Annotated in this window: 15 protein-coding genes and 1 other RNA gene; 10 read left to right on the top strand and 6 right to left on the bottom strand. The window is 72.3% G+C overall.

What is annotated here, in order from left to right:
- Positions 1-3: 3 nt before the first annotated feature.
- Entirely contained in the window at positions 4-1,050 is a 1,047-nt protein-coding gene (locus tag QM517_RS06195) for an AAA family ATPase (protein WP_077052190.1), read from the bottom strand.
- A gap of 212 nt (positions 1,051-1,262) precedes the next feature.
- Here QM517_RS06195 and QM517_RS06190 point away from each other — a divergent pair, with 212 nt between their 5' ends.
- The gene (locus QM517_RS06190; protein WP_283285949.1) at positions 1,263-2,171 is read left to right on the top strand and encodes an ROK family protein; all 909 of its coding nucleotides are present in this window, start codon (positions 1,263-1,265) and stop codon (positions 2,169-2,171) included.
- Between the two features lie 162 nt (positions 2,172-2,333).
- On the opposite strand, the gene QM517_RS06185 is transcribed toward QM517_RS06190, so the two are convergent.
- From QM517_RS06185 to QM517_RS06175, 3 genes are read right to left on the bottom strand one after another with little or no spacing between them, the layout of a single operon-like run.
- Positions 2,334-2,828, bottom strand: coding sequence for a hypothetical protein (locus QM517_RS06185; protein ID WP_283285947.1), 495 nt, complete (start codon positions 2,826-2,828; stop codon positions 2,334-2,336).
- 4 nt (positions 2,829-2,832) lie between these two features.
- On the bottom strand, positions 2,833-4,821 hold the full coding sequence (locus tag QM517_RS06180) for a primary-amine oxidase (RefSeq protein ID WP_283285945.1): 1,989 nt from the start codon (positions 4,819-4,821) through the stop codon (positions 2,833-2,835).
- 39 nt (positions 4,822-4,860) lie between these two features.
- Positions 4,861-6,333, bottom strand: coding sequence for an APC family permease (locus tag QM517_RS06175; protein WP_160897429.1), 1,473 nt, complete (start codon positions 6,331-6,333; stop codon positions 4,861-4,863).
- A gap of 203 nt (positions 6,334-6,536) precedes the next feature.
- Between QM517_RS06175 and QM517_RS06170 the strand changes: the two genes are divergently transcribed.
- From QM517_RS06170 to ffs, 3 genes are all read left to right on the top strand, one after another.
- Entirely contained in the window at positions 6,537-8,021 is a 1,485-nt protein-coding gene (locus tag QM517_RS06170) for an APC family permease (RefSeq protein ID WP_283285944.1), read from the top strand.
- Positions 8,018-8,707, top strand: a complete 690-nt coding sequence (locus QM517_RS06165; RefSeq protein ID WP_283285942.1) for a helix-turn-helix domain-containing protein — start codon at positions 8,018-8,020, stop codon at positions 8,705-8,707. Before QM517_RS06170 ends, QM517_RS06165 begins: the two co-directional genes overlap by 4 nt.
- Positions 8,708-8,733: 26 nt before the next feature.
- Positions 8,734-8,830: signal recognition particle sRNA small type (gene ffs / locus QM517_RS06160), an RNA gene on the top strand.
- A gap of 27 nt (positions 8,831-8,857) precedes the next feature.
- On the opposite strand, the gene QM517_RS06155 is transcribed toward ffs, so the two are convergent.
- Complete coding sequence (locus QM517_RS06155) at positions 8,858-9,532, bottom strand: NUDIX domain-containing protein (RefSeq protein WP_077052178.1); 675 nt, start codon at positions 9,530-9,532, stop codon at positions 8,858-8,860.
- A gap of 86 nt (positions 9,533-9,618) precedes the next feature.
- Between QM517_RS06155 and pta the strand changes: the two genes are divergently transcribed.
- Both pta and QM517_RS06145 read left to right on the top strand, forming a co-directional pair.
- A complete protein-coding gene (gene pta, locus QM517_RS06150) occupies positions 9,619-11,754 on the top strand; it encodes a phosphate acetyltransferase (RefSeq protein ID WP_077052177.1) in 2,136 nt (711 codons plus the stop codon).
- Positions 11,751-12,983, top strand: coding sequence for an acetate/propionate family kinase (locus QM517_RS06145; RefSeq protein ID WP_283285939.1), 1,233 nt, complete (start codon positions 11,751-11,753; stop codon positions 12,981-12,983). The genes pta and QM517_RS06145 overlap by 4 nt, the downstream gene beginning before the upstream one ends.
- Before the next feature lie 12 nt (positions 12,984-12,995).
- Here the strand turns inward: QM517_RS06145 and QM517_RS06140 are convergent, their stop codons facing one another.
- Positions 12,996-13,745 (bottom strand): GntR family transcriptional regulator, encoded by a 750-nt coding sequence (locus tag QM517_RS06140; protein ID WP_077052175.1) that lies wholly within the window; start codon positions 13,743-13,745, stop codon positions 12,996-12,998.
- Between the two features lie 169 nt (positions 13,746-13,914).
- Between QM517_RS06140 and QM517_RS06135 the strand changes: the two genes are divergently transcribed.
- The 4 genes from QM517_RS06135 to QM517_RS06120 are packed head-to-tail and all read left to right on the top strand — an operon-like array spanning position 13,915 to position 17,886.
- Entirely contained in the window at positions 13,915-14,364 is a 450-nt protein-coding gene (locus QM517_RS06135; protein ID WP_283285938.1) for a PTS sugar transporter subunit IIA, read from the top strand.
- 35 nt (positions 14,365-14,399) lie between these two features.
- Entirely contained in the window at positions 14,400-15,944 is a 1,545-nt protein-coding gene (locus QM517_RS06130) for a PTS transporter subunit EIIC (RefSeq protein ID WP_283285937.1), read from the top strand.
- Positions 15,944-16,729, top strand: coding sequence for a glucosamine-6-phosphate deaminase (nagB, locus tag QM517_RS06125; RefSeq protein ID WP_077052172.1), 786 nt, complete (start codon positions 15,944-15,946; stop codon positions 16,727-16,729). Before QM517_RS06130 ends, nagB begins: the two co-directional genes overlap by 1 nt.
- On the top strand, positions 16,729-17,886 hold the full coding sequence (locus QM517_RS06120; RefSeq protein WP_283285936.1) for an N-acetylglucosamine-6-phosphate deacetylase: 1,158 nt from the start codon (positions 16,729-16,731) through the stop codon (positions 17,884-17,886). The genes nagB and QM517_RS06120 overlap by 1 nt, the downstream gene beginning before the upstream one ends.
- The last annotated feature ends 51 nt before the right edge of the window (positions 17,887-17,937 follow it).

The raw sequence follows: 17,937 nt of genomic DNA, 5'->3' as shown, positions 1-17,937 counted from the left end.
TGCTCACGCCCGCTGAGCCAGCGGCACGCGCACGCTCGCGGCGATCCGCTCGAGCGCGTCGGCCACGACCACCGCGCCCGCACGCCCGCCGGCGGCCGAGCGGTTCGCGATGACGCGGTGCGCGAAGACCGGGCCGAGGAGCGCGGTGAGATCGTCCGGGATGACGTACGCGCGGCCGTCGAGCGCCGCCCGCACCTTCGCCGCGCGGACCAGCTGCAGGGTCGCCCGCGGGCTGGCCCCCAGGCGGATGTCGGGGTGGCTGCGGGTGGCCTGGGCCAGGGCCACGGCGTACTCCTCGAGCGCGGGGGCCACGTGCACGCCGCGCGCCCAGGCGATCATCGCGGTGACCTGCCGAGCCGAGACGACGGGGGTCAGCGCGTCGAGCGGGTTGACGGTGTCGCGCTGGCGCAGCATGAGCGTCTCGGCCGCGGCATCCGGGTACCCCATCGAGATCCGCAGCAGGAAGCGGTCGCGCTGCGCCTCGGGGAGGGCGTACGTGCCCTCCATCTCGAGCGGGTTCTGGGTGGCCACGACGAGGAAGGGGGAGGGCAGAACGTGCGTGCGCCCGTCGACCGTGACCTGCCGTTCCTCCATCGCCTCCAGGAGCGAGGACTGCGTCTTGGGCGACGAGCGGTTGATCTCGTCGGCGATGACGATGTGCGCGAACACCGCGCCCGGAGTGAAGTCGAAACGCCGCTCGACGGGGTTGAAGACCGAGACGCCGGTGATGTCGCCGGGCAGGAGGTCGGGCGTGAACTGGATGCGGCGCACGTCGGCGTCGATCGTGGCGGCCAGGGCCCGCGCGAGCATGGTCTTGCCGACACCGGGGACGTCCTCGATGAGGAGGTGTCCCTCGGCGAGGAGGGCGATCAGGGCGGCTCGGACCGCGTCGGGCTTCCCGTCGATGACCCGTGACATCGACGCGACGATGCGCTCGGTGAGGCGGGCGAACGACGTGGCGTCCAACGCCTCGTCGGGTTCCGGCCGCAGCGGCTGGAGGTCGGGGCGGCGCAGCCGCGGGGCCGCCTCGGGCGTGACCGTCTCGTCCATGGCATCCCTCGTGTCGCATCGCGGCGGAGGAGCGTCGTGGCCGCCGTGACCTGATCGTAACCTGCGCGAACGAGCCCCGGGCCGGAATACGGCAGGTGCTCAGGTGCGTGGGCGGATCGTCGGGGCCCTAGGATCGGGCTTCGTCGCCCGCACCGCACGGGCGCGTGCGCCCGTATCTCCCGGGCGGTGCTGCCCGAACCGAGGAGCCCGCGATGTCCCCTGCCTCCCCCGTACTCGCCGTCGACATCGGTGGGACCAAGGTGGATGCCGCCGTCGTCACCGCCGAGGGTGAGGTGCTGCGCGCGAGCGTCGCGCGCCGCCCCACCGGTCGCGACACCCCCCGCGAGGGCATCGCGGCGAACATCCGCGCCGCCGCCGTCGAAGCCCTGGCGGCGGTGCCGGACGTCCGCGTCGCCGCCATCGGCGTGGGAAGCGCCGGGCCCGTCGACCTCCCGGCGCGCTCCGTGTCGCCCCTGAACCTCCCGCAGGCCGCGGGTCTCGCGATCGACGAGGTGCTCGGCGGACTCGTGGACGGACCGATCTCGCTCGCCTTGGACGGCACGTGCATCGCGCTCGCCGAGCACTGGCGCGGTGCGCTGGTGGGCGCCGAGAACGCGATGGCGATCGTCGTGTCGACCGGGGTCGGCGGCGGGTTGATCCTCGGCGGCCGGCCTATCTCGGGAGCATCGGGCAACGCGGGACACCTCGGTCAGACTTTCGTGCGGACCATCGAGGGCGACCCCGCCGCCGCGACGCTCGAGGCGGTCGCGGCCGGTCCCGGATCCGTCGCGTGGGCGCGGGAACAGGGCTGGACGGGCGAGACCGGGCTCGACCTCGCCGCGTCGTACCGCGTGGGCGATGCCGTCGCCGTCGCCGCCGTCCGGCGATCGGTGGCCGCCGTCGGGCAGGCCATCGCCGCCGCCGCGACGCTCTGCGACCTGGAGGCCGTCGCGATCGCGGGTGGCTTCGCGAAGGTCGCCGACGACTACGTCGACCTCGTCCGTGCCGCCGCGCACGAGGCGGCGCTGCACGCCTACGCCCGCCGCTGCCGCATCATGCCGTCGGGGCTCGACGGGGACGGGCCGCTGCTCGGCGCCGCGGCGCTCGCACTGCGGGCTTGACGATCGCGCCGGCGTGATCGAACCGACGACCGGGCGCAAGGCGACGGCATCGCGGTGGAGTCGGTCACCGGGAGGAGATCCGGGTAAGGGAGGACGAATACTGCGGATTCGTCCTCCGTCCGCGGTTTCTCCTCCGCTCCCCGGCGGGACCCGCGGCCCCAGTCACACCATCGCCACAGCCATGAGCGCGACGGATGCCGCCATCGCGCCGATCTGCGCCCGGTCGAGGCGCGCCGGCATCCGTCTGATCGCGGTGAACGACAGCACGCCGTAGCCGACCGCCGCCGCGGCGAGCACGGGCGTGAGGGAGAGTCCGTGCGCGTGGTCCGAGGCCGTCGCGTGGGCGCCCATCGCGATCTGCAGCCCGGCCATGACGACCATGCCGAGCGTCGTGTGCAGCGTCATCAGCGCGGGCACCCGCGGGACGCGCCGCTGGCGCGGTCGGCGCCAGATCGCCAGGCCCACGGCCGCCGCGAGCAGCAGCGCCGTCCAGTACACCGGCGCGACCACGCCGAACACGGCGGCATCCAGCATCGCCAGCAGCATGACCGCCGCCGCCACGACCTCGGGCGGTCGCACCCGGGCGCGATCGGCGGCCAGACAGCACGTCCCGATCGCGGCGGGGGCGACCGCCCACAGGTGGAGGGTCTCGCTCATCGCCTCAGCAGTGGCATCCGGATGCCGACGCCTCGCCGTGCACGTCGGGGTGCGACGCGGGCGCGCAGTGCGTGTTCACGGGCGCCGGCACGTTCAGCACGGGGTTGCGCTCGAAGAAGTTGTACGGCTTGAGCGTGAACTTGGCGTAGTCCATCGGCATGACCGGCCAGTCCTCGTTGCGCGGGAAGTGGGTGAGCCCGAACGTGTGCCAGAGCACGACGTCCTCGCCGACGAGAGGCTCGTCGCCCGCGATGAAGTCCGGGATGCCGGCACCCCCGGGGTGCTGGTTCACGAAGTCGCCCGCGGCGTAGCGCTCTGCCGGGTCGTACTTGGTGACGAAGAGGTTCTTCGTCGCGAACGCGGCGCGGGCCGCGATCGACGAGGTCTCGTCGGCGAGCAGCACGGGCGTCTCGGTGGGGAAGAGGACGTAGGAGGTCGCCTGCCCGCGCTCGGTGGTCTTCTCGGTGGATGCGATCTGCCAGACGCGGTTGACCGCGCCGTCGGCGACGCGACCCGACACCTTCTCCGACGCGATCGGCGTCACCTTCTTGGTGAAGGCGTTGCCGGCGGGGTTCTCGGCCGAGATCGGCAGGCGCACCGCGTCGATCTCGTTCACGACGTTGGCGACGCCGTCGACGGTCATGTCCAGCCGCGCGGAGAAGAGGTGCTGGTGGTACGGCGCACCCAGACCCGGGGCGACCTCGGACGCGAAGGGGTAGTCCTCACCGGGGTAGGCGGAGGTGAACAGGATGCCGGTGAGCTTGGCCTCGCACTCGATCGTGCCGTCGAGGTAGAGGTACCAGTAGAACCCGTAGTCGTAGTTGCCGACCGTGGTGAAGAACGAGATGACGAGCCGGCGGGCACGGCGGACCTCGCTGGACCCGGTGAAGATGTCGGTGTGCTTCCACAGGGAGCCGAAGTCCTCCTCGTGCATGCACACCGCGTTGCGGATGGTGCGCGGCATCCCGTTCTCGTCCGACAGCACCGCGTCGACGTAGGTGATGTCGCCGACGCAGTCGCAGCCGAGCTCGAGCTCGTTCGTGTACCGGCCGAAGAGGTATTCGCCGGTGTCGAAGTAGTTCTGCCAGAAGCGGTTCGGCGCGGGGTCGGCGTACGGCACCACCATCTCGCTGATGGACCCGCGGTACATCACCGGGCGACCGGCGAACGACAGCTGGCGGAGGATGAGCCCCTCGCGGGTGTCGAAGCCGATGCGCAGGTCCCACTCGCCCCAGGTCACGTGCTCGTCGTCGACGGTGAAGCTCGATCCCTCGGGCTGCGTGATGACGATGGGCTTCAGCCCCTCCAGCGGCGGGCCCTGCAGTTCGGGGTCGTCGAAGTTGCCGTGGGTCTCGGGCACCGTGAACCCGGGGGTGTCGATGATCTCGATCACGGATCGGGCGGCGACGTCGATGTAGGCGGTGAGCCCGTCCACCGGGTGCGCCCACGGGTGGTCGGCCGGGTGGTCCTGGCGGAAGGCGAACGTGCGCAGGATGCGGCGGCCCACCTCGTTCTCGAAGCCGTAGTGCCCTGCGGACAGCGGGACCAGCACGACGTCGTCGGTGGTGAGTCCGCGTGCGGCGAGGGCGGCCACCCAGGCCGCGTCCTCGTTCGCGATGACGCCGACCTCCTCGAACTCGGCATCTAGGATCGGGAGCTGCCCGTCCGAACCGTCGAGTTCGGTCGTCCGCAGCACCGCGCCGGTGGCGAGCGAGACGACGAGGTCGAGCGAGTGGGCGGTGCGCAGGTTCAGAAGCTGCACGCGGGCGCGTCGGTCGGGGGCGGGGGCGTCGCCGCGCTCCCACGCCAGCACCTCGCCCTTGGCGGCCTCCTCGAGACCGACGTAGGCGAAGCGCGTGGCCTCGTCGACCCCGTCGAGGCCGGCGACGATCGTGCGGACGGCGGTGATCTCGGCGGGCGTGAGCGACGCGAGCGGGTGGGCGGGGGCCGCGGGGGCGGTGAAGGCTGCGACGGCGGGATCGGTGAGGGTCATGGTGTCTTCCTGGTGGAACGGGTGGGAACGGAGGAGGGGTCAGCCGGCGATGGCGTCGGTGAGCTTGGCGTAGGCCGCGGGGCGACGGCGACGGATCCACGCGGCCTGGACGTATCCGAAGACCGGGAAGGCCGCGACCAACGCGAGGAGCGACCACGTCACCGCCCCGAAGGTCGGTGCGCCCGTGGCATCCATGTCGCCGACCATGATCGGGAAGTAGACGACGATGATCACCGCCGAAGCCAGCAGACCGACGAAGCCCAACGCGGGGGCGACGACGGTGTTCCACACGCGCCGGTCGGCGCGGTTGCGGGCGAAGTACACGATCACGGCGATCGAGGTGACGGCCATCAGCAGCGCGATCGCGAGGGTCGCCACGCCGGCGAACCACGTGAACACCTGCAGCAGCGGGTCGAGGTTCAGCACCGCGAAGACGGCCGTCAGCACCGCGGCGGTCACCGTCTGGGCGACGGAGGAGGCGTGCGGTGAGAGGTGACGCGCGTGGACACCGGCGAGGCGGTCGGGGAGGACTCCCGCGCTCGACATCGCGTGCTGGTAGCGCGTGAGCACGTTGTGGAAGGACAGGACGCACGCGAACATCGAGGTCAGCAGCAGGACGTTGACGATGATCTCGCCGACGCTGCCGAGGTAGATCGCGACGGTGCGCAGCATCAGGGTGCCGGGATCGGCGGCGGCCTCCATGATCCCGCCGGGGCCCCAGGCCATGACGAGACCCCACGAGGCCAGCGTGTAGAAGACGCCGATGCCGATCACCGCGACGTAGGTGGCGCGAGGGATCGTGCGGTCGGGGTCGCGCGCCTCGTCGCGGAAGATCGCGGTGGCCTCGAACCCGATGAAGGCGGCGATCGCGAACATCAAGCCGACGCCGGGCGATCCGCTCAGGACGTTGGCGGGCTCGAACGGTGCCGCGCTCAGGCCCTCGGGCCCGCCGTCGATCATGACGGCCGCCACCAACGCGAGCACGATCGCGACCTCGGCCACCAGGAGCACGCCGAGCACCTTGCTCGAGAGGTCGATGTGCCGGTAGCCCAGGATGCCGACGAGCCCGACGACCGCGAGCGCGTACAGCCACCAGGCCAGGTCGGGACCGCCGAGGGAGACGACGGTGATCTCCAGCAGGTAGCCGATGTAGCCGTACACCGAGACCTGGATGGTGGTGTAGGTGAGCATCGCCGTCCACGCCGCGGCCAGCCCGGACGGACGCCCCAGGCCGTACCCGATGTACGTGAAGAAGGCGCCGGGTCGCGGGACGTGGCGGGTCATCGCGGCCAACCCGACCGAGAAGAACAGCAGGATGACGGCGCTGATCGCGTACAGGCTCGGGAATCCCGCGCCGTTTCCGATCAGGATTCCGAGAGGCGCGGCCCCGCCGACGACGGTGAGCGGTGAGGCGGCGGCGACCACCATGAAGACGATCGCCGTGACGCCCAGGGAGCCGCGCAGGGTCCGCGACGGCGCGTCGGCGGTGCCCTTCGATTCGAGCTGGGTCATGTCTGTGCCTTTCGGTTCGGGTGTGGTTCTCGAGGTTCCTCCCGCGGCGTTGCGGCCCGATGTGGCCGAGGTGAAAGTGCCCGCACCGCGACTGAGACACTCGCCGGTCCGGTGTCCCACTCGGGGATACCGGGACGAAACATGCGCGTCGTTCAGGGGCAACGGCCCGGGCGTACGGTCGCTGCGAGCACCCGGGGAGCACCATGACCGCACTTGCCCGCGCCATCGCACGGCCCACGCCCGTCGCCGGATTCGGCGCACGTTCGCCGCTGCACGGGCTCGAACGCCGATCGATCGGCATCCTCGACCTGGCCGCGCAGTCGGTGGCCGCCGTCGCCCCCGCCGCGGCGGCCACGACGGTCGTGCTGATGGTCGCCGGCGTGGCCCCCGGCAGCACGGTCGCGGCGATCGTCGTGGCGGCGCTGCTGAGCTTCGGCGTCGCGCGTACGGTCTCGCAGTTCGCGCGCCGGTTCGCCGCCGCCGGGGCGCTGTACACCTACACCGCTCGGGGGCTCGGCACCCGCGCGGGACTCGGCGCCGGCGCCGCGATCGTGGTGGGCTACGCCGCGATCGCGATGTTCTCGCTGCTCGGCTGCGCGTACTACCTCGCGTACCTCCTGGGCGGCCTGTGGCCGACGGTCCCGTCGGGGGCGGCGGTCACGATCGCGCTCGTGGTCGAGGCGCTCGCGGTCGCCGCGGTGCTGGTGGCCGGCATCCGTCTGTCGGCACGGGTGGCGCTGGTCGTGGAGGCGGCGTCGGTCGTGCTCATCGTCGTCCTGCTCGGGACGCTTCTGTTCTTCATCGGTCCGGTCGACGTGGCCGCCTCGCTCGCGCCCGGTCCCTTCGACCCGGTCGCGCTCGCCGCGGGCGCCGTGGTCGCGGTGACGGCCTTCGTGGGGTTCGAGTCCGCCGCGACCCTCGGGGTGGAGTCGGTCGCGCCGTTGCGCAACGTCCCGCGCGCGATCACGGGCACCGTGCTCATCTCCGGCGGCGTCTACGTCCTCGCCGCCGTCACCCAGGTGTCGGGGTTCCACGCGCTCGGGAGGGACCTGGCCGCCAGCGCCTCGCCCGTGAACGACCTCGCGGGCACCTTCGGGCTGGGACCGTGGGGCGTGGTCGCCGACGTCGGGATCGCGGCATCCTTCCTCGCGTGCGCGATCGGGTCGATGACCGCTCTCGTCCGCGTGCTCTTCGCCATGAGCCGCGACGGCGTTCTGCCTGCGCGGATCGGTCGCACCCATCCGAGGCTGCGCACGCCTGTGGCGGCGACCCTCACGGCTCTGCCGATCGTGGCGGGTGTGCCCCTGCTGCTGTCGGTGGCGGGGGTCGACCCGCGTGAGGCGATGCAGGTGACACTCGCGGTGGGGGCCACGGGATACATCTGCGCGTACGTCCTGGTGTGCGTCGCGGCTCCGGTGTTCCTCCGCCGCATCGGCGAGTTCACGATCGCGTCCGCGGTCACGGCGGGGGTGTCGGCCGTCGCGCTGGTGGCTGCCCTCGTGGCGTTCCTCGTGGTCGGATCCGATCGGATCGGCGCGGTGTGCGTCGCCGTCATCGCGGTGGCGGCGGTCGGTTTCGCGGTCGTCGCGGGGCGGCGGCTCGGGTCGCGGCCTCTGGGGGCGTACGACGAGCCCGTCGCGGCGCAGGTGCTCGGGGGCGTCGCACCGCCGGGGAGAGGCGGCCGGTGAGCGAGCGGGCCGGGCTCGCGGCGCGCCAGCCCGGTGCCGTGCGTTCCGCGCTCGCGGTGCTCGAGGCCGTGGCGCACCTGGGTGCGGGAGTCAGCGCGCAGCGCATCTCGGCCGAGCTCGGTCTGCCTCGGGCCACGACCTACCGGTTGCTCAACCTCCTCGTCGAGGACGAGTACCTCGTGCGCACCCCTGACCTCACCGGCTTCGCGCTCGGCGCCCGTGTCGCGCACTTGACGGGAGTCGTCTCCGCGCCGCCTCGGCTTCCGACCGCCGCGCGTGCGGTGCTCGCCGAGGCGCGGCGCACCGTCCGGGGCGGCGTGCACGTCGTGCTGTTCGTCGACGGGCGCCTGGTCGTCGTCGACACCGACCCCGACTTCCCGCTGTCGGACGAAGCGCGACTGGTGCGCGAACCCGGGCGCTACGCGCTGGGTCGCCTGCTGCTCGTCACGCTCGGCGGGGCGGTCGACGCCGACGTCGAGACCGATCTCGTCCGCTTCGGCGCCGTGCGGCAGAGCGGCGAGGTGACCGCCACGACCGGATGCCTGGCCCTCCCGATCCGCGACGACACCGGAGCGGTGGTGGGCGCCGTCGGGTTCTCGGGTGCGCGCCACCGCGTGGACGAGCCGGCGGAGGTCATCCGCTCCCTCGAGCCGGCGGTGCGCGCCCTCACCCCGCTCGTGGTGTGAGGGCGGCGCGCGTCGGGTAGACTCGTGTCGGCTCTCCGCGCGGCGGCATCCAGGCCAACTCCCCCAGGACGGAAACGTAGCAAGGGTAACCAGGCTCTACCGGGTGCGCGGAGAGTCTTCTCATGCCCGGGCGACTCCGGATGCCACGCCTCAGCGCCGGGCGAACGGCCCGTCGATCACCGCCCACTGCAGCAGCATGATGGTCTTGGCATCCTGGATCCCGCCGTCGCGGATCATGCGCAGGGCGACGTCGATGTCGTACTCGAGGATCTCGATCTCCTCGCCCTCGTCGATGAGGCCGCCGCGGTCGCCCTCGCGACTCGCGCCGTCGTACGCGGCGGCGAAGAAGTGCAGACGCTCGGTGACCGACCCCGGGCTCATGTACACCTCGAACACCGGCTCGACCTCGGTCACGCGGACGCCGGTCTCCTCCTCGGCCTCGCGGCGGATCGCGGTGACGGGGTCGTCGTCGTCCAGGAGTCCCGCCGCGGTCTCGATCAGCATCCCGTCGGGGTGGTCGTTCACGTACACGGGGTAGCGGAACTGGCGGGTGAGCAGCACGGTGCGCCGGTCGGGGTCGTAGAGCAGGATCGTCGCGCCGTTCCCGCGGTCGTAGGTCTCGCGCGTCTGGGTGGTCCACTCCCCGTCGTCGCCGCGGTAGCGGAACGTCGTCGCGCGCAGGACGTGCCAGCCGGCCGCGAGGAGCTCGACGTCCGCGACCTCGACGCGGGGGTTGCGGTCCAGGTCGCGGCCGGTGAGGTGCAGGCCGGTGCGGCCACGATGGTCGGGGACGGTGGTGCCGGGCAGGTCGGGTGTCGTGCTCACGAGGCGAGCCTAGAACGCGCATCCCGATCCCTCGACGCCGAGGCAACCCCAACGGGATGTCACCCTGCCCGCCTAGGCTGGATGCCGTGACGCAGAGCATCTACATCACGTCGGCCGAGGGGCACTCGGGCAAATCCACCGTGGCTCTGGGCGTCCTCGACGCCCTCAGCCGCGTCTCGCCGCGCGTCGGCGTCTTCCGGCCGATCGCGCGCTCCACCGCGGAGCGCGACTACGTGCTGGAGATGCTGCTCGACCACGACGGCGTCGACCTCGCGTACGACGACTGCGTCGGCGTGACCTACGACGACGTCCGCGACGACGCCGACGCCGCGCTCGGCCGCATCGTCGAGCGGTACAAGGCCGTCGAGGCGCAGTGCGACGCGGTGGTCGTGATCGGCAGCGACTACACCGACGTCGGCAGCCCCGCCGAGCTGGCCTACAACGCCCGGATCGCCGCGAACCTCGGCGCTCCCGTGCTGCTCGTCCTGGGCGGTCGTGCGCAGCAGGGGCAGGGCGAGACGCTGGGCCTCTCCGTCGCCCGCACCGCCCAGGAGGTGGGGCAGATCGCGGCGCTCGCGATGCCCGAGCTGCTGCACGAGCGCGCCGAGGTGTTCGCCGTCGTCGTCAACCGCGCGGATCCCGACGAGCTCGACGCGGTCGTGGCCTCGGTACGTCAGGTCGTCGACGCCGCCGGCGCCGCGCGCGGCCGCACCGTGCCGGTGTGGGCGCTCCCGGAGGACCGCTTCCTCATCGCCCCCTCCATGCGCGGGGTGCTGCGCTCGGTCGAGGGCGAGCTGATCAAGGGCGACCCCGAGCTGCTCACGCGCGAGGTGCTGGGCGTGGTCGTCGCCGGCATGTCGATGGTGAACGTGCTGCCGCGTCTCATGGAGTCGGCGGTCATCGTCATCCCGGCCGACCGCACCGAGGTGCTGCTGGCGACGCTGCTGGCCAACGCCTCCGGAACGTTCCCGTCGCTGGCCGGCGTCGTGCTCAACGGCGGATTCGAACTGCCCGACACGATCGTCCGGCTCATCGACGGACTCGGTTCCTCGCTGCCGATCATCGCCACCGATCTGGGCACGTACGACACGGCCGTGCGCATCATGAACACGCGCGGTCGCCTGGCCGCCGATTCGCAGCGCCGGTACGACACCGCGCTGGCGATGTTCGAGCGCCACGTCGACACGAACCTCCTCACGCGCGAACTGGGCGTCGCGCGGCCGAGCGTCGTGACGCCGCTGATGTTCGAGTACGGCCTCGTCGATCGCGCGCGCAGCGACCGCCGCCGCATCGTGCTGCCCGAGGGCAACGACGACCGCGTGCTGCGCGCTGCCGCGACGGTGCTCTCGCGCGGTATCGCCGACCTGACGATCCTCGGTGAGCCGTTGGAAGTCCGGGGTCGGGCGATCGAGCTGGGCATCGACATCCGGGATGCCGAGGTGCTCAGCCCCTTCGACGCCGTCCACGTCGACAAGTTCGCGACCGAGTACGCGCGGCTCCGCGCCCACAAGGGCGTCACCTACGCGCAGGCCGCCGACACCGTCACCGACGTGTCGTACTTCGGCACGCTCATGGTGCACCTGGGTCTGGCCGACGGCATGGTCTCGGGTGCCGCCCACACCACGGCGCACACCATCCGTCCGGCGTTCGAGATCATCAAGACCGCCCCCGGGGTGTCGGTGGTGTCGAGCGTGTTCCTCATGGCCCTCGCCGACCGCGTGCTCGTCTACGGCGACTGCGCGGTGATCCCCGACCCCACGAGCGAACAGCTCGCCGACATCGCGGTCTCGTCCGCCGCGACCGCCGAGCAGTTCGGCATCGAGCCGCGCGTCGCGATGCTGTCGTACTCGACGGGGGAGTCGGGCACCGGCGCCGACGTCGAGAAGGTGCGCACCGCGACCGCCCTCGTGCGCGAGCGGGCGCCCGAGCTGCTCGTCGAGGGGCCGATCCAGTACGACGCCGCGGCCGACGCCGCGGTCGCCGCGGCCAAGATGCCCGGGTCCGAGGTGGCGGGGCGCGCGACGGTGTTCGTCTTCCCCGACCTGAACACCGGCAACAACACTTACAAGGCGGTGCAGCGCTCGGCCGGTGCCGTCGCCATCGGTCCGGTGCTGCAGGGCCTCAACAAGCCCATCAACGACCTGTCGCGCGGGGCGCTCGTCGACGACATCGTCAACACGATCGCGATCACCGCGATCCAGGCCCAGGGGAGCCCCGCGTGAGCGTCGTGCTGGTCGTCAACAGCGGTTCGTCGTCGTTCAAGTACCAGCTGCTCGACATGGAGCACGAGCGCGTCCTCGCCTCGGGACTGGTCGAGCGCATCGGCGAGGGGACGGGCGTCGCCACCCACACCGTGACCGCGGCGGCTCTGACCCCGGCGGACGGTCCCGCGCCGACGGTGGTGGATGCCACCTCCACCATCGAGCGCGAGATCCCCGACCACACGGCCGGGTTCGCCGTGATGCTCGAAGCCTTCCAGACCCACGGTCCGTCGCTCGAGGAGCGGCCGCCGGTCGCCGTCGGGCACCGCGTGGTCCACGGCGGGGCGCGCTTCTTCGAGCCGACGCTCGTGACCCCGCTCGTCGAGATCAACATCGACGAGCTCTCGGTGCTCGCGCCCCTCCACAACCCGGCGAACCTCGCCGGCATCGTCGCGGCGAAGAGGGCGTTCCCGGGCGTGCCGCACGTCGCCGTGTTCGACACCGCGTTCCACCAGTCGCTCGCCCCGGCGGCGTACACGTACGCGATCGACCGCGAGCTGGCCGAGGCGCACCGCATCCGTCGGTACGGGTTCCACGGCACGAGCCACAAGTTCGTCAGCGAGTCCGCGGCCGCGTTCCTCGGCCGCCCGCTCTCCGACCTCCGGCAGATCGTGTTCCACCTCGGCAACGGCGCATCCGTGACGGCGATCGAGGGCGGCCGGTCGGTCGAGACGTCGATGGGTCTGACGCCGCTCGAGGGCCTGGTCATGGGCACGCGTTCCGGTGACCTCGACCCCGCGGTCCTGCTGCAGCTCGCCCGTCGCGCCGACCTCTCGACCGCCGACCTCGACACGCTGCTGAACAAGCGGTCGGGACTCGTCGGCCTCGCCGGCGTGTCCGACATGCGCGACCTCACGGCCCGGTGCGACGCGGGCGACCCCGACGCCCAGCTCGCCTTCGACGTGTACATCCACCGGCTCCGCGCGTACGCGGGCGCCTACCTCGCGCAGCTCGGCGGCGTCGACGTCATCTCCTTCACGGCCGGCGTGGGCGAGAACGCCGCCCGCGTGCGCGCGGAAGCGGTGGCGACCCTGGGCTTCGCCGGTGTCGAGCTCGACCCCGAGCGCAACGAGACGCGGGGGCGCGGCATCCGCCGGATCTCCACCGACTCCTCGCGGGTCGAGGTGCTGGTGGTGCCGACCAACGAAGAGCTCGAGATCGCCCGGCAGACCCTCTCGGTCGCGTCCTGACCGCCGCGGGGCTCAGCTGCCGGTGAGCCCCATGTGCACCTGGTAGCGGTCGCCGCGGTACCACGACGTGACGTACTCCACCGGCGTGGCGCCCGCGCGCGAACTGCGGCGGAACACCATGACCGCGGCGCCGGGGGCGACGCCGAGCGCGGCGGCGATGGGGCCGTCCACCGTCTCGGCCCACACGGTCTGCTCCGCGGTGTCGATGCGGACGCCGTAGTCCTCGGCCAGCACCCCGTAGAGCGAACCCGACAGGTCGCGCTCGCCGAGGTCGGGGGCGACGCGGCGGGAGTACCACCCTCGCTCGAGAGCCATCGGGATGCCGCCCGCCAGACGCAGTCGTTCGACCCACCAGGCCGACTCGCCCTCGTCGAGCCCGAGGGTCGCACGCACCTCCAGCGGCGGCACGGCGACCTCGGCCCGCTGGACCAGGGAGGTCGCGACCAGTCCGCGTCGCCGCATGTCCTCGGTGAAGGATGCCAGGTGCAGCTGCGACTGCACGCGCTCGCCCGCGACGAAGGTGCCCTTGCCCTGCACGGTGTAGAGCTTCTGCTCCTCGATCAGCTGCCGGAGGGCCTCGCGCACGGTCGCGCGGCTCACGCCGTATCGGGCGGTGAGCTCGCGTTCGGACGGGATGGCCGCGTGGGCGGGCCACGTGGTGCCGATGTCGGCGAGCAGGATCGCCCGCAGCTGGGCGTGTTTGGGGATCGGGCCGGAGGTCACGGCGGCCGGGGGAGCGTCGGCTGCGCGGGAGTGGGGCATGGCGGCGTCGACTTTCGGTATTGACACGGTCGACCGGGTCCCGTACTTTCGCTGGTACGTACCAGTCCGAGCCAGTGGTCTGATCGTGCAGGGGGCGCTGTTCCCTCCCCAATCTATGACACGCCCGCTGGTTCGTACCGCCGAACCACCGATTCGCTGAGGAGTCCTCGTGGCCCACATCCTGTCCCCGCTCGCGGGCACCGTTCAGTCCCTGTCGGCCGTGCCCGACCCGCTCTTCGCCGCCGGGACCATGGGGCCGGGTGCGGCCATCGACCCGCCCGCCGAGGTCGTCGACGCCGTCGCCCCCGTCGACGGCACCCTTCTGCAGGTCTTCCCGCACGCGTTCGTCGTCGTGACCGACGACGGTCTCGGCGTCCTCGTCCACCTCGGCATCGACACCGTGCAGCTGGGCGGCGAGGGGTTCACGGCGTTCGCGGCGAAGGGGGACCGCGTCACCGCCGGCACCCCCGTCATCGCCTACGACGTGCCCGCCGTCCGCGCCGCCGGCCTGTCCACGATCGTGCCCGTCATCGTCCTCGAGCGTTCGACCGAGGACATCGCGCTCGCCGCCGCCGAGGGCGCCTCGGTCCTCCCCGGCTCCCCGTTCCTCTCCGTCTGACCGCCGCCCGTTCCCCGCGTCCCGAAAGAGACCCCATGACCGTCACCGCCTCCACGCCGCGCCGGCGTTCGATCCCGGGCTTCGCCCAGATGCAGCGCCTGGGCAAGAGCCTCATGCTCCCCATCGCGGTGCTCCCCGCCGCCGGCATCCTGCTCCGTCTCGGTCAGCCCGACCTGCTCGGAAGCATCGACCTGCCCGTCATCGGGCCCTTCTTCCAGGCAATGAGCGCCGCGGGCGGGGCGCTGTTCGACAACCTCGCGCTGCTGTTCGCGGTCGGTGTCGCCATCGGCTTCGCGAAGAAGGCCGACGGCTCGACGGCGCTGGCCGCCGTCGTCGGCTACCTCGTGCTCGCGAACGTCTTCAAGGTCATGTCGCCGGTCGTGCTGGCGGGCCAGACCACCGCGGCGGGCGATCAGGTGCAGATCAACTACAGCGTGTTCGGCGGCATCGTCATCGGTCTGCTCACGGCGTGGCTGTTCGACCGGTACCACACCATCCAGCTGCCCTCCTACCTGGGCTTCTTCGGCGGACGCCGGTTCGTTCCCATCGTCGTCTCGCTCGCGAGCCTCGTCGTCGGGTTCGGGCTCAGCTACTTCTATCCAATCTTCGACACCGGCCTGACGGGTCTCGGCACCTTCATCGGCGGCACGGGCGCGATCGGCGCCTTCGTCTACGGGTTCGCCAACCGCATGCTCATCCCCGTCGGTCTCCACCACATCCTGAACTCGTACGTGTGGTTCCTGCAGGGGTCGTACACGAAGGGCGACGGAAGCGTCGTCACGGGCGAGCTCACCCGCTTCGCCGCGGGCGACCCCACCGCGGGTGCGTTGACGTCCGGGTTCTACCCCATCCTGATGTTCGGTCTGCCCGCCGCCGCGCTCGCCATGATCCACCTGGCCAATCCCGCGCAGCGCAAGGCCGCGATCGGCATCCTGGGCGCCGCCGGTCTCACCGCCTTCCTGACCGGGATCACCGAACCGCTCGAGTTCGCCTTCATGTTCGTCGCGTTCCCCCTGTACGTGGTGCACGCGGTGCTCACGGGCATCTCGCTCGCCGTCGCCTACCTGCTCGACATCCACCTCGGGTTCTCGTTCTCCGCGGGGCTCTTCGACCTCCTCCTCTACGGCACGGCGCCCGCGGCGAACAACGTCTGGCTCCTGGTCGTCATGGGCGTGGTCTACTTCGGGGTCTACTACCTGCTGTTCCGCCTGGTGATCAAGCGGTGGAACCTGCGCACGCCGGGCCGCGAAGACCTCTCGGCCCCGGCGTCCGACGGGCCGGAGCCGGATGCCGCCGCCCCGGCAACCGCCGCCGCCCCCGTCGCCACGGCGGCGACGGTGACCGCCGGCGACTCCACGGCCGAGCAGCTCATCGCCGCGTTCGGCGGACGCGACAACCTCGTCCACGTGGACGCGTGCATCACGCGCCTGCGCATGGAGGTGGCCGACCGCGCCCTCGTCGACCACGCGCGCCTCAAGCAGCTGGGCGCCGCGGGCGTCCTCGAGGTCGGCGACAACGTGCAGGCGGTGTTCGGTCCCCGGGCCGAGTCGCTGAAGAACGACATCCTCGAGGCGCTCTGATGGAGGTCGTCGTCGTCCCCACGGCCGAAGACGCCGCCGCCCTGGTCGCGGACGCCTACCAGGCTCTGCTCACCGCCACCCCGACCGCGGTCCTGGGGCTCGCGACCGGGTCCACGCCGCTGCCGCTGTATCGCGAGCTAATCCGCCGCCACCGCGAGGAGGGCCTCAGCTTCCGCGAGGCGCGCGGGTTCCTGCTCGACGAGTACGTGGGGCTCCCGCCCGGGCACCCCGAGAGCTACCGCCAGTTCATCCGCGCCGAGCTGGAGCGGCACGTCGACTTCGCCCCCGACGCGATCGTCGGGCCGGGGGATGCCGGCCGCGACCCGCTCGCGGCGGGACCCGCGTACGAGGAGGCCATCCGCGCCGCCGGCGGCATCGACCTGCAGATCCTCGGGATCGGGGCGGACGGACACCTCGCCTTCAACATGCCCATGTCGAGTCTGTCGAGCCGCACCCGGGTCAAGACGCTCACCCCGCGCACCCGGCAGGACAACGCGCGCTTCTTCGGCGGCGACGTCGACCTCGTCCCCACGCACTGCCTCACCCAGGGTCTGGCGACGATCCTCGACAGCCGTCACGCGATCCTGCTCGGCTTCGGTCGCGGCAAGGCGCAGGCGGTGCGCGAAGCGGTGGAGGGTCCGCTGTCGGCGCGATGGCCCGCGTCGGTGCTGCAACTGCACCCGCACGCCACGATCGTGGTCGACGAAGATGCCGCGAGTCAGCTCGCCTTCGTCGACTACTACCGCACGACCTTCGCCGGCAAGCCCGCGGGGCAGGGACTGTGATGCGGCTGCGCGCCGCGCGGGCGCTCATCGCCGGGGCATTCGTCGGACCCGTCGTCGTGGAGGTCGTCGCGGGACGCATCCACCGGATCCGAGCCGCGGACGGCACGGAGGACGTCGACCACGACCTCGTCGACGGCACGCTCAGCGCGGGTCTTCTCGACCTGCAGGTCAACGGCTCGTTCGGGGTCGACGTCGCCGGGGCGGATGCCGAGGGCTGGAACACGCTCCTGTCCGGACTCGCCGCGCGCGGGGTCACCGGCATCGAGCCGACCGTCATCACCGCGCCGCTGCCCGACATCGCGGCATCCCTGGACCGGGTCGGGCGCGCCCGCCAGGCGTTCGCCGACGAGCCCGTCGCGCGCATCCTCGGGGCTCACCTCGAGGGGCCGTTCCTCTCGCCCGCCCGCAAGGGCGCGCACCGGGTGGCGTGCATGCTCCCCCCGAGCGCCGAGAACGTCGACGCGCTCCTGGCCGCCCCGGGGGTGCGTGACGCGCTCCGGACCGTCACCCTCGCCCCCGAGCTGCCCGGGGCCGTCGAGGCCACGCGTCGGCTGAGCGGCGAGGGGTACGTCGTGGCCGTCGGCCACAGCGACGCCACGGCCGTCCAGGTGTACGCGGCCGCGGATGCCGGAGCCACGATGTGCACTCACGTCTTCAACGCCCAGCGCCCGCTGAAGGCCCGCGAGCCGGGTGTGGCGGGCGCCGTCCTCGCCGACGACCGCTTCTTCGTCGGCACGATCCTCGACGCCCAGCACGTCGACCCGAGTGTGGTCGCGCTCGTGCTGCGCTCGGCCGGACGCCGCACCGTCGGGGTGACGGATGCCATCGTGACCGCCGGACTCGAACCCGACCAGTGGCACGAGTTCGGCGGCCAACCGGTCGCCAACGACGCGCGGGGCCTCGGACGCCGCCCCGACGGCACGATCGCCGGTGCGGGCATCGTCCTGGATGAGGGGGTGCGCCGCATGATCGCCGCGGGGCTCGACCCGGCCGCGGTCCTCGCGGCCTGCACCGAGAACGCGGCGCGCTCGCTCGGACGCACCGACGTCGGTCATGTCGCGGAGGGCGCTCTCGCCGACCTCGTCTGGTGGGACGCCACGTGGCATCCGTCCCGGGTGTGGGTGGGCGGAAAGGCCCTCACGGTCCCGACGCGCTGACGACGCGACGGGGTCGCCCGCCACTACGCTGGAAGGGCGGCGCACCGTCGC

The sequence above is a fragment of the Microbacterium sp. IEGM 1404 genome, assembly GCF_030056775.1.
Classification (GTDB): Bacteria; Actinomycetota; Actinomycetes; order Actinomycetales; family Microbacteriaceae; genus Microbacterium.
The sequence above is the reverse complement of the archived record's forward strand: the minus strand, read 5'-3'. Positions and strand labels throughout refer to the sequence as shown.

What these genes read in the sequence shown, in the direction of transcription:
- nagB (WP_077052172.1), top strand. Translation starts at nt 15,944, where the DNA reads ATGGAGGTCGTCGTCGTCCCCACGGCCGAAGACGCCGCCGCCCTGGTC.
- QM517_RS06120 (WP_283285936.1), top strand. Translation starts at nt 16,729, where the DNA reads ATGCGGCTGCGCGCCGCGCGGGCGCTCATCGCCGGGGCATTCGTCGGA.
- QM517_RS06140 (WP_077052175.1), bottom strand. Translation starts at nt 13,745, where the DNA reads ATGCCCCACTCCCGCGCAGCCGACGCTCCCCCGGCCGCCGTGACCTCC.
- QM517_RS06190 (WP_283285949.1), top strand. Translation starts at nt 1,263, where the DNA reads ATGTCCCCTGCCTCCCCCGTACTCGCCGTCGACATCGGTGGGACCAAG.
- QM517_RS06180 (WP_283285945.1), bottom strand. Translation starts at nt 4,821, where the DNA reads ATGACCCTCACCGATCCCGCCGTCGCAGCCTTCACCGCCCCCGCGGCC.
- QM517_RS06185 (WP_283285947.1), bottom strand. Translation starts at nt 2,828, where the DNA reads ATGAGCGAGACCCTCCACCTGTGGGCGGTCGCCCCCGCCGCGATCGGG.
- QM517_RS06175 (WP_160897429.1), bottom strand. Translation starts at nt 6,333, where the DNA reads ATGACCCAGCTCGAATCGAAGGGCACCGCCGACGCGCCGTCGCGGACC.
- QM517_RS06195 (WP_077052190.1), bottom strand. Translation starts at nt 1,050, where the DNA reads ATGGACGAGACGGTCACGCCCGAGGCGGCCCCGCGGCTGCGCCGCCCC.
- QM517_RS06170 (WP_283285944.1), top strand. Translation starts at nt 6,537, where the DNA reads ATGACCGCACTTGCCCGCGCCATCGCACGGCCCACGCCCGTCGCCGGA.
- QM517_RS06130 (WP_283285937.1), top strand. Translation starts at nt 14,400, where the DNA reads ATGACCGTCACCGCCTCCACGCCGCGCCGGCGTTCGATCCCGGGCTTC.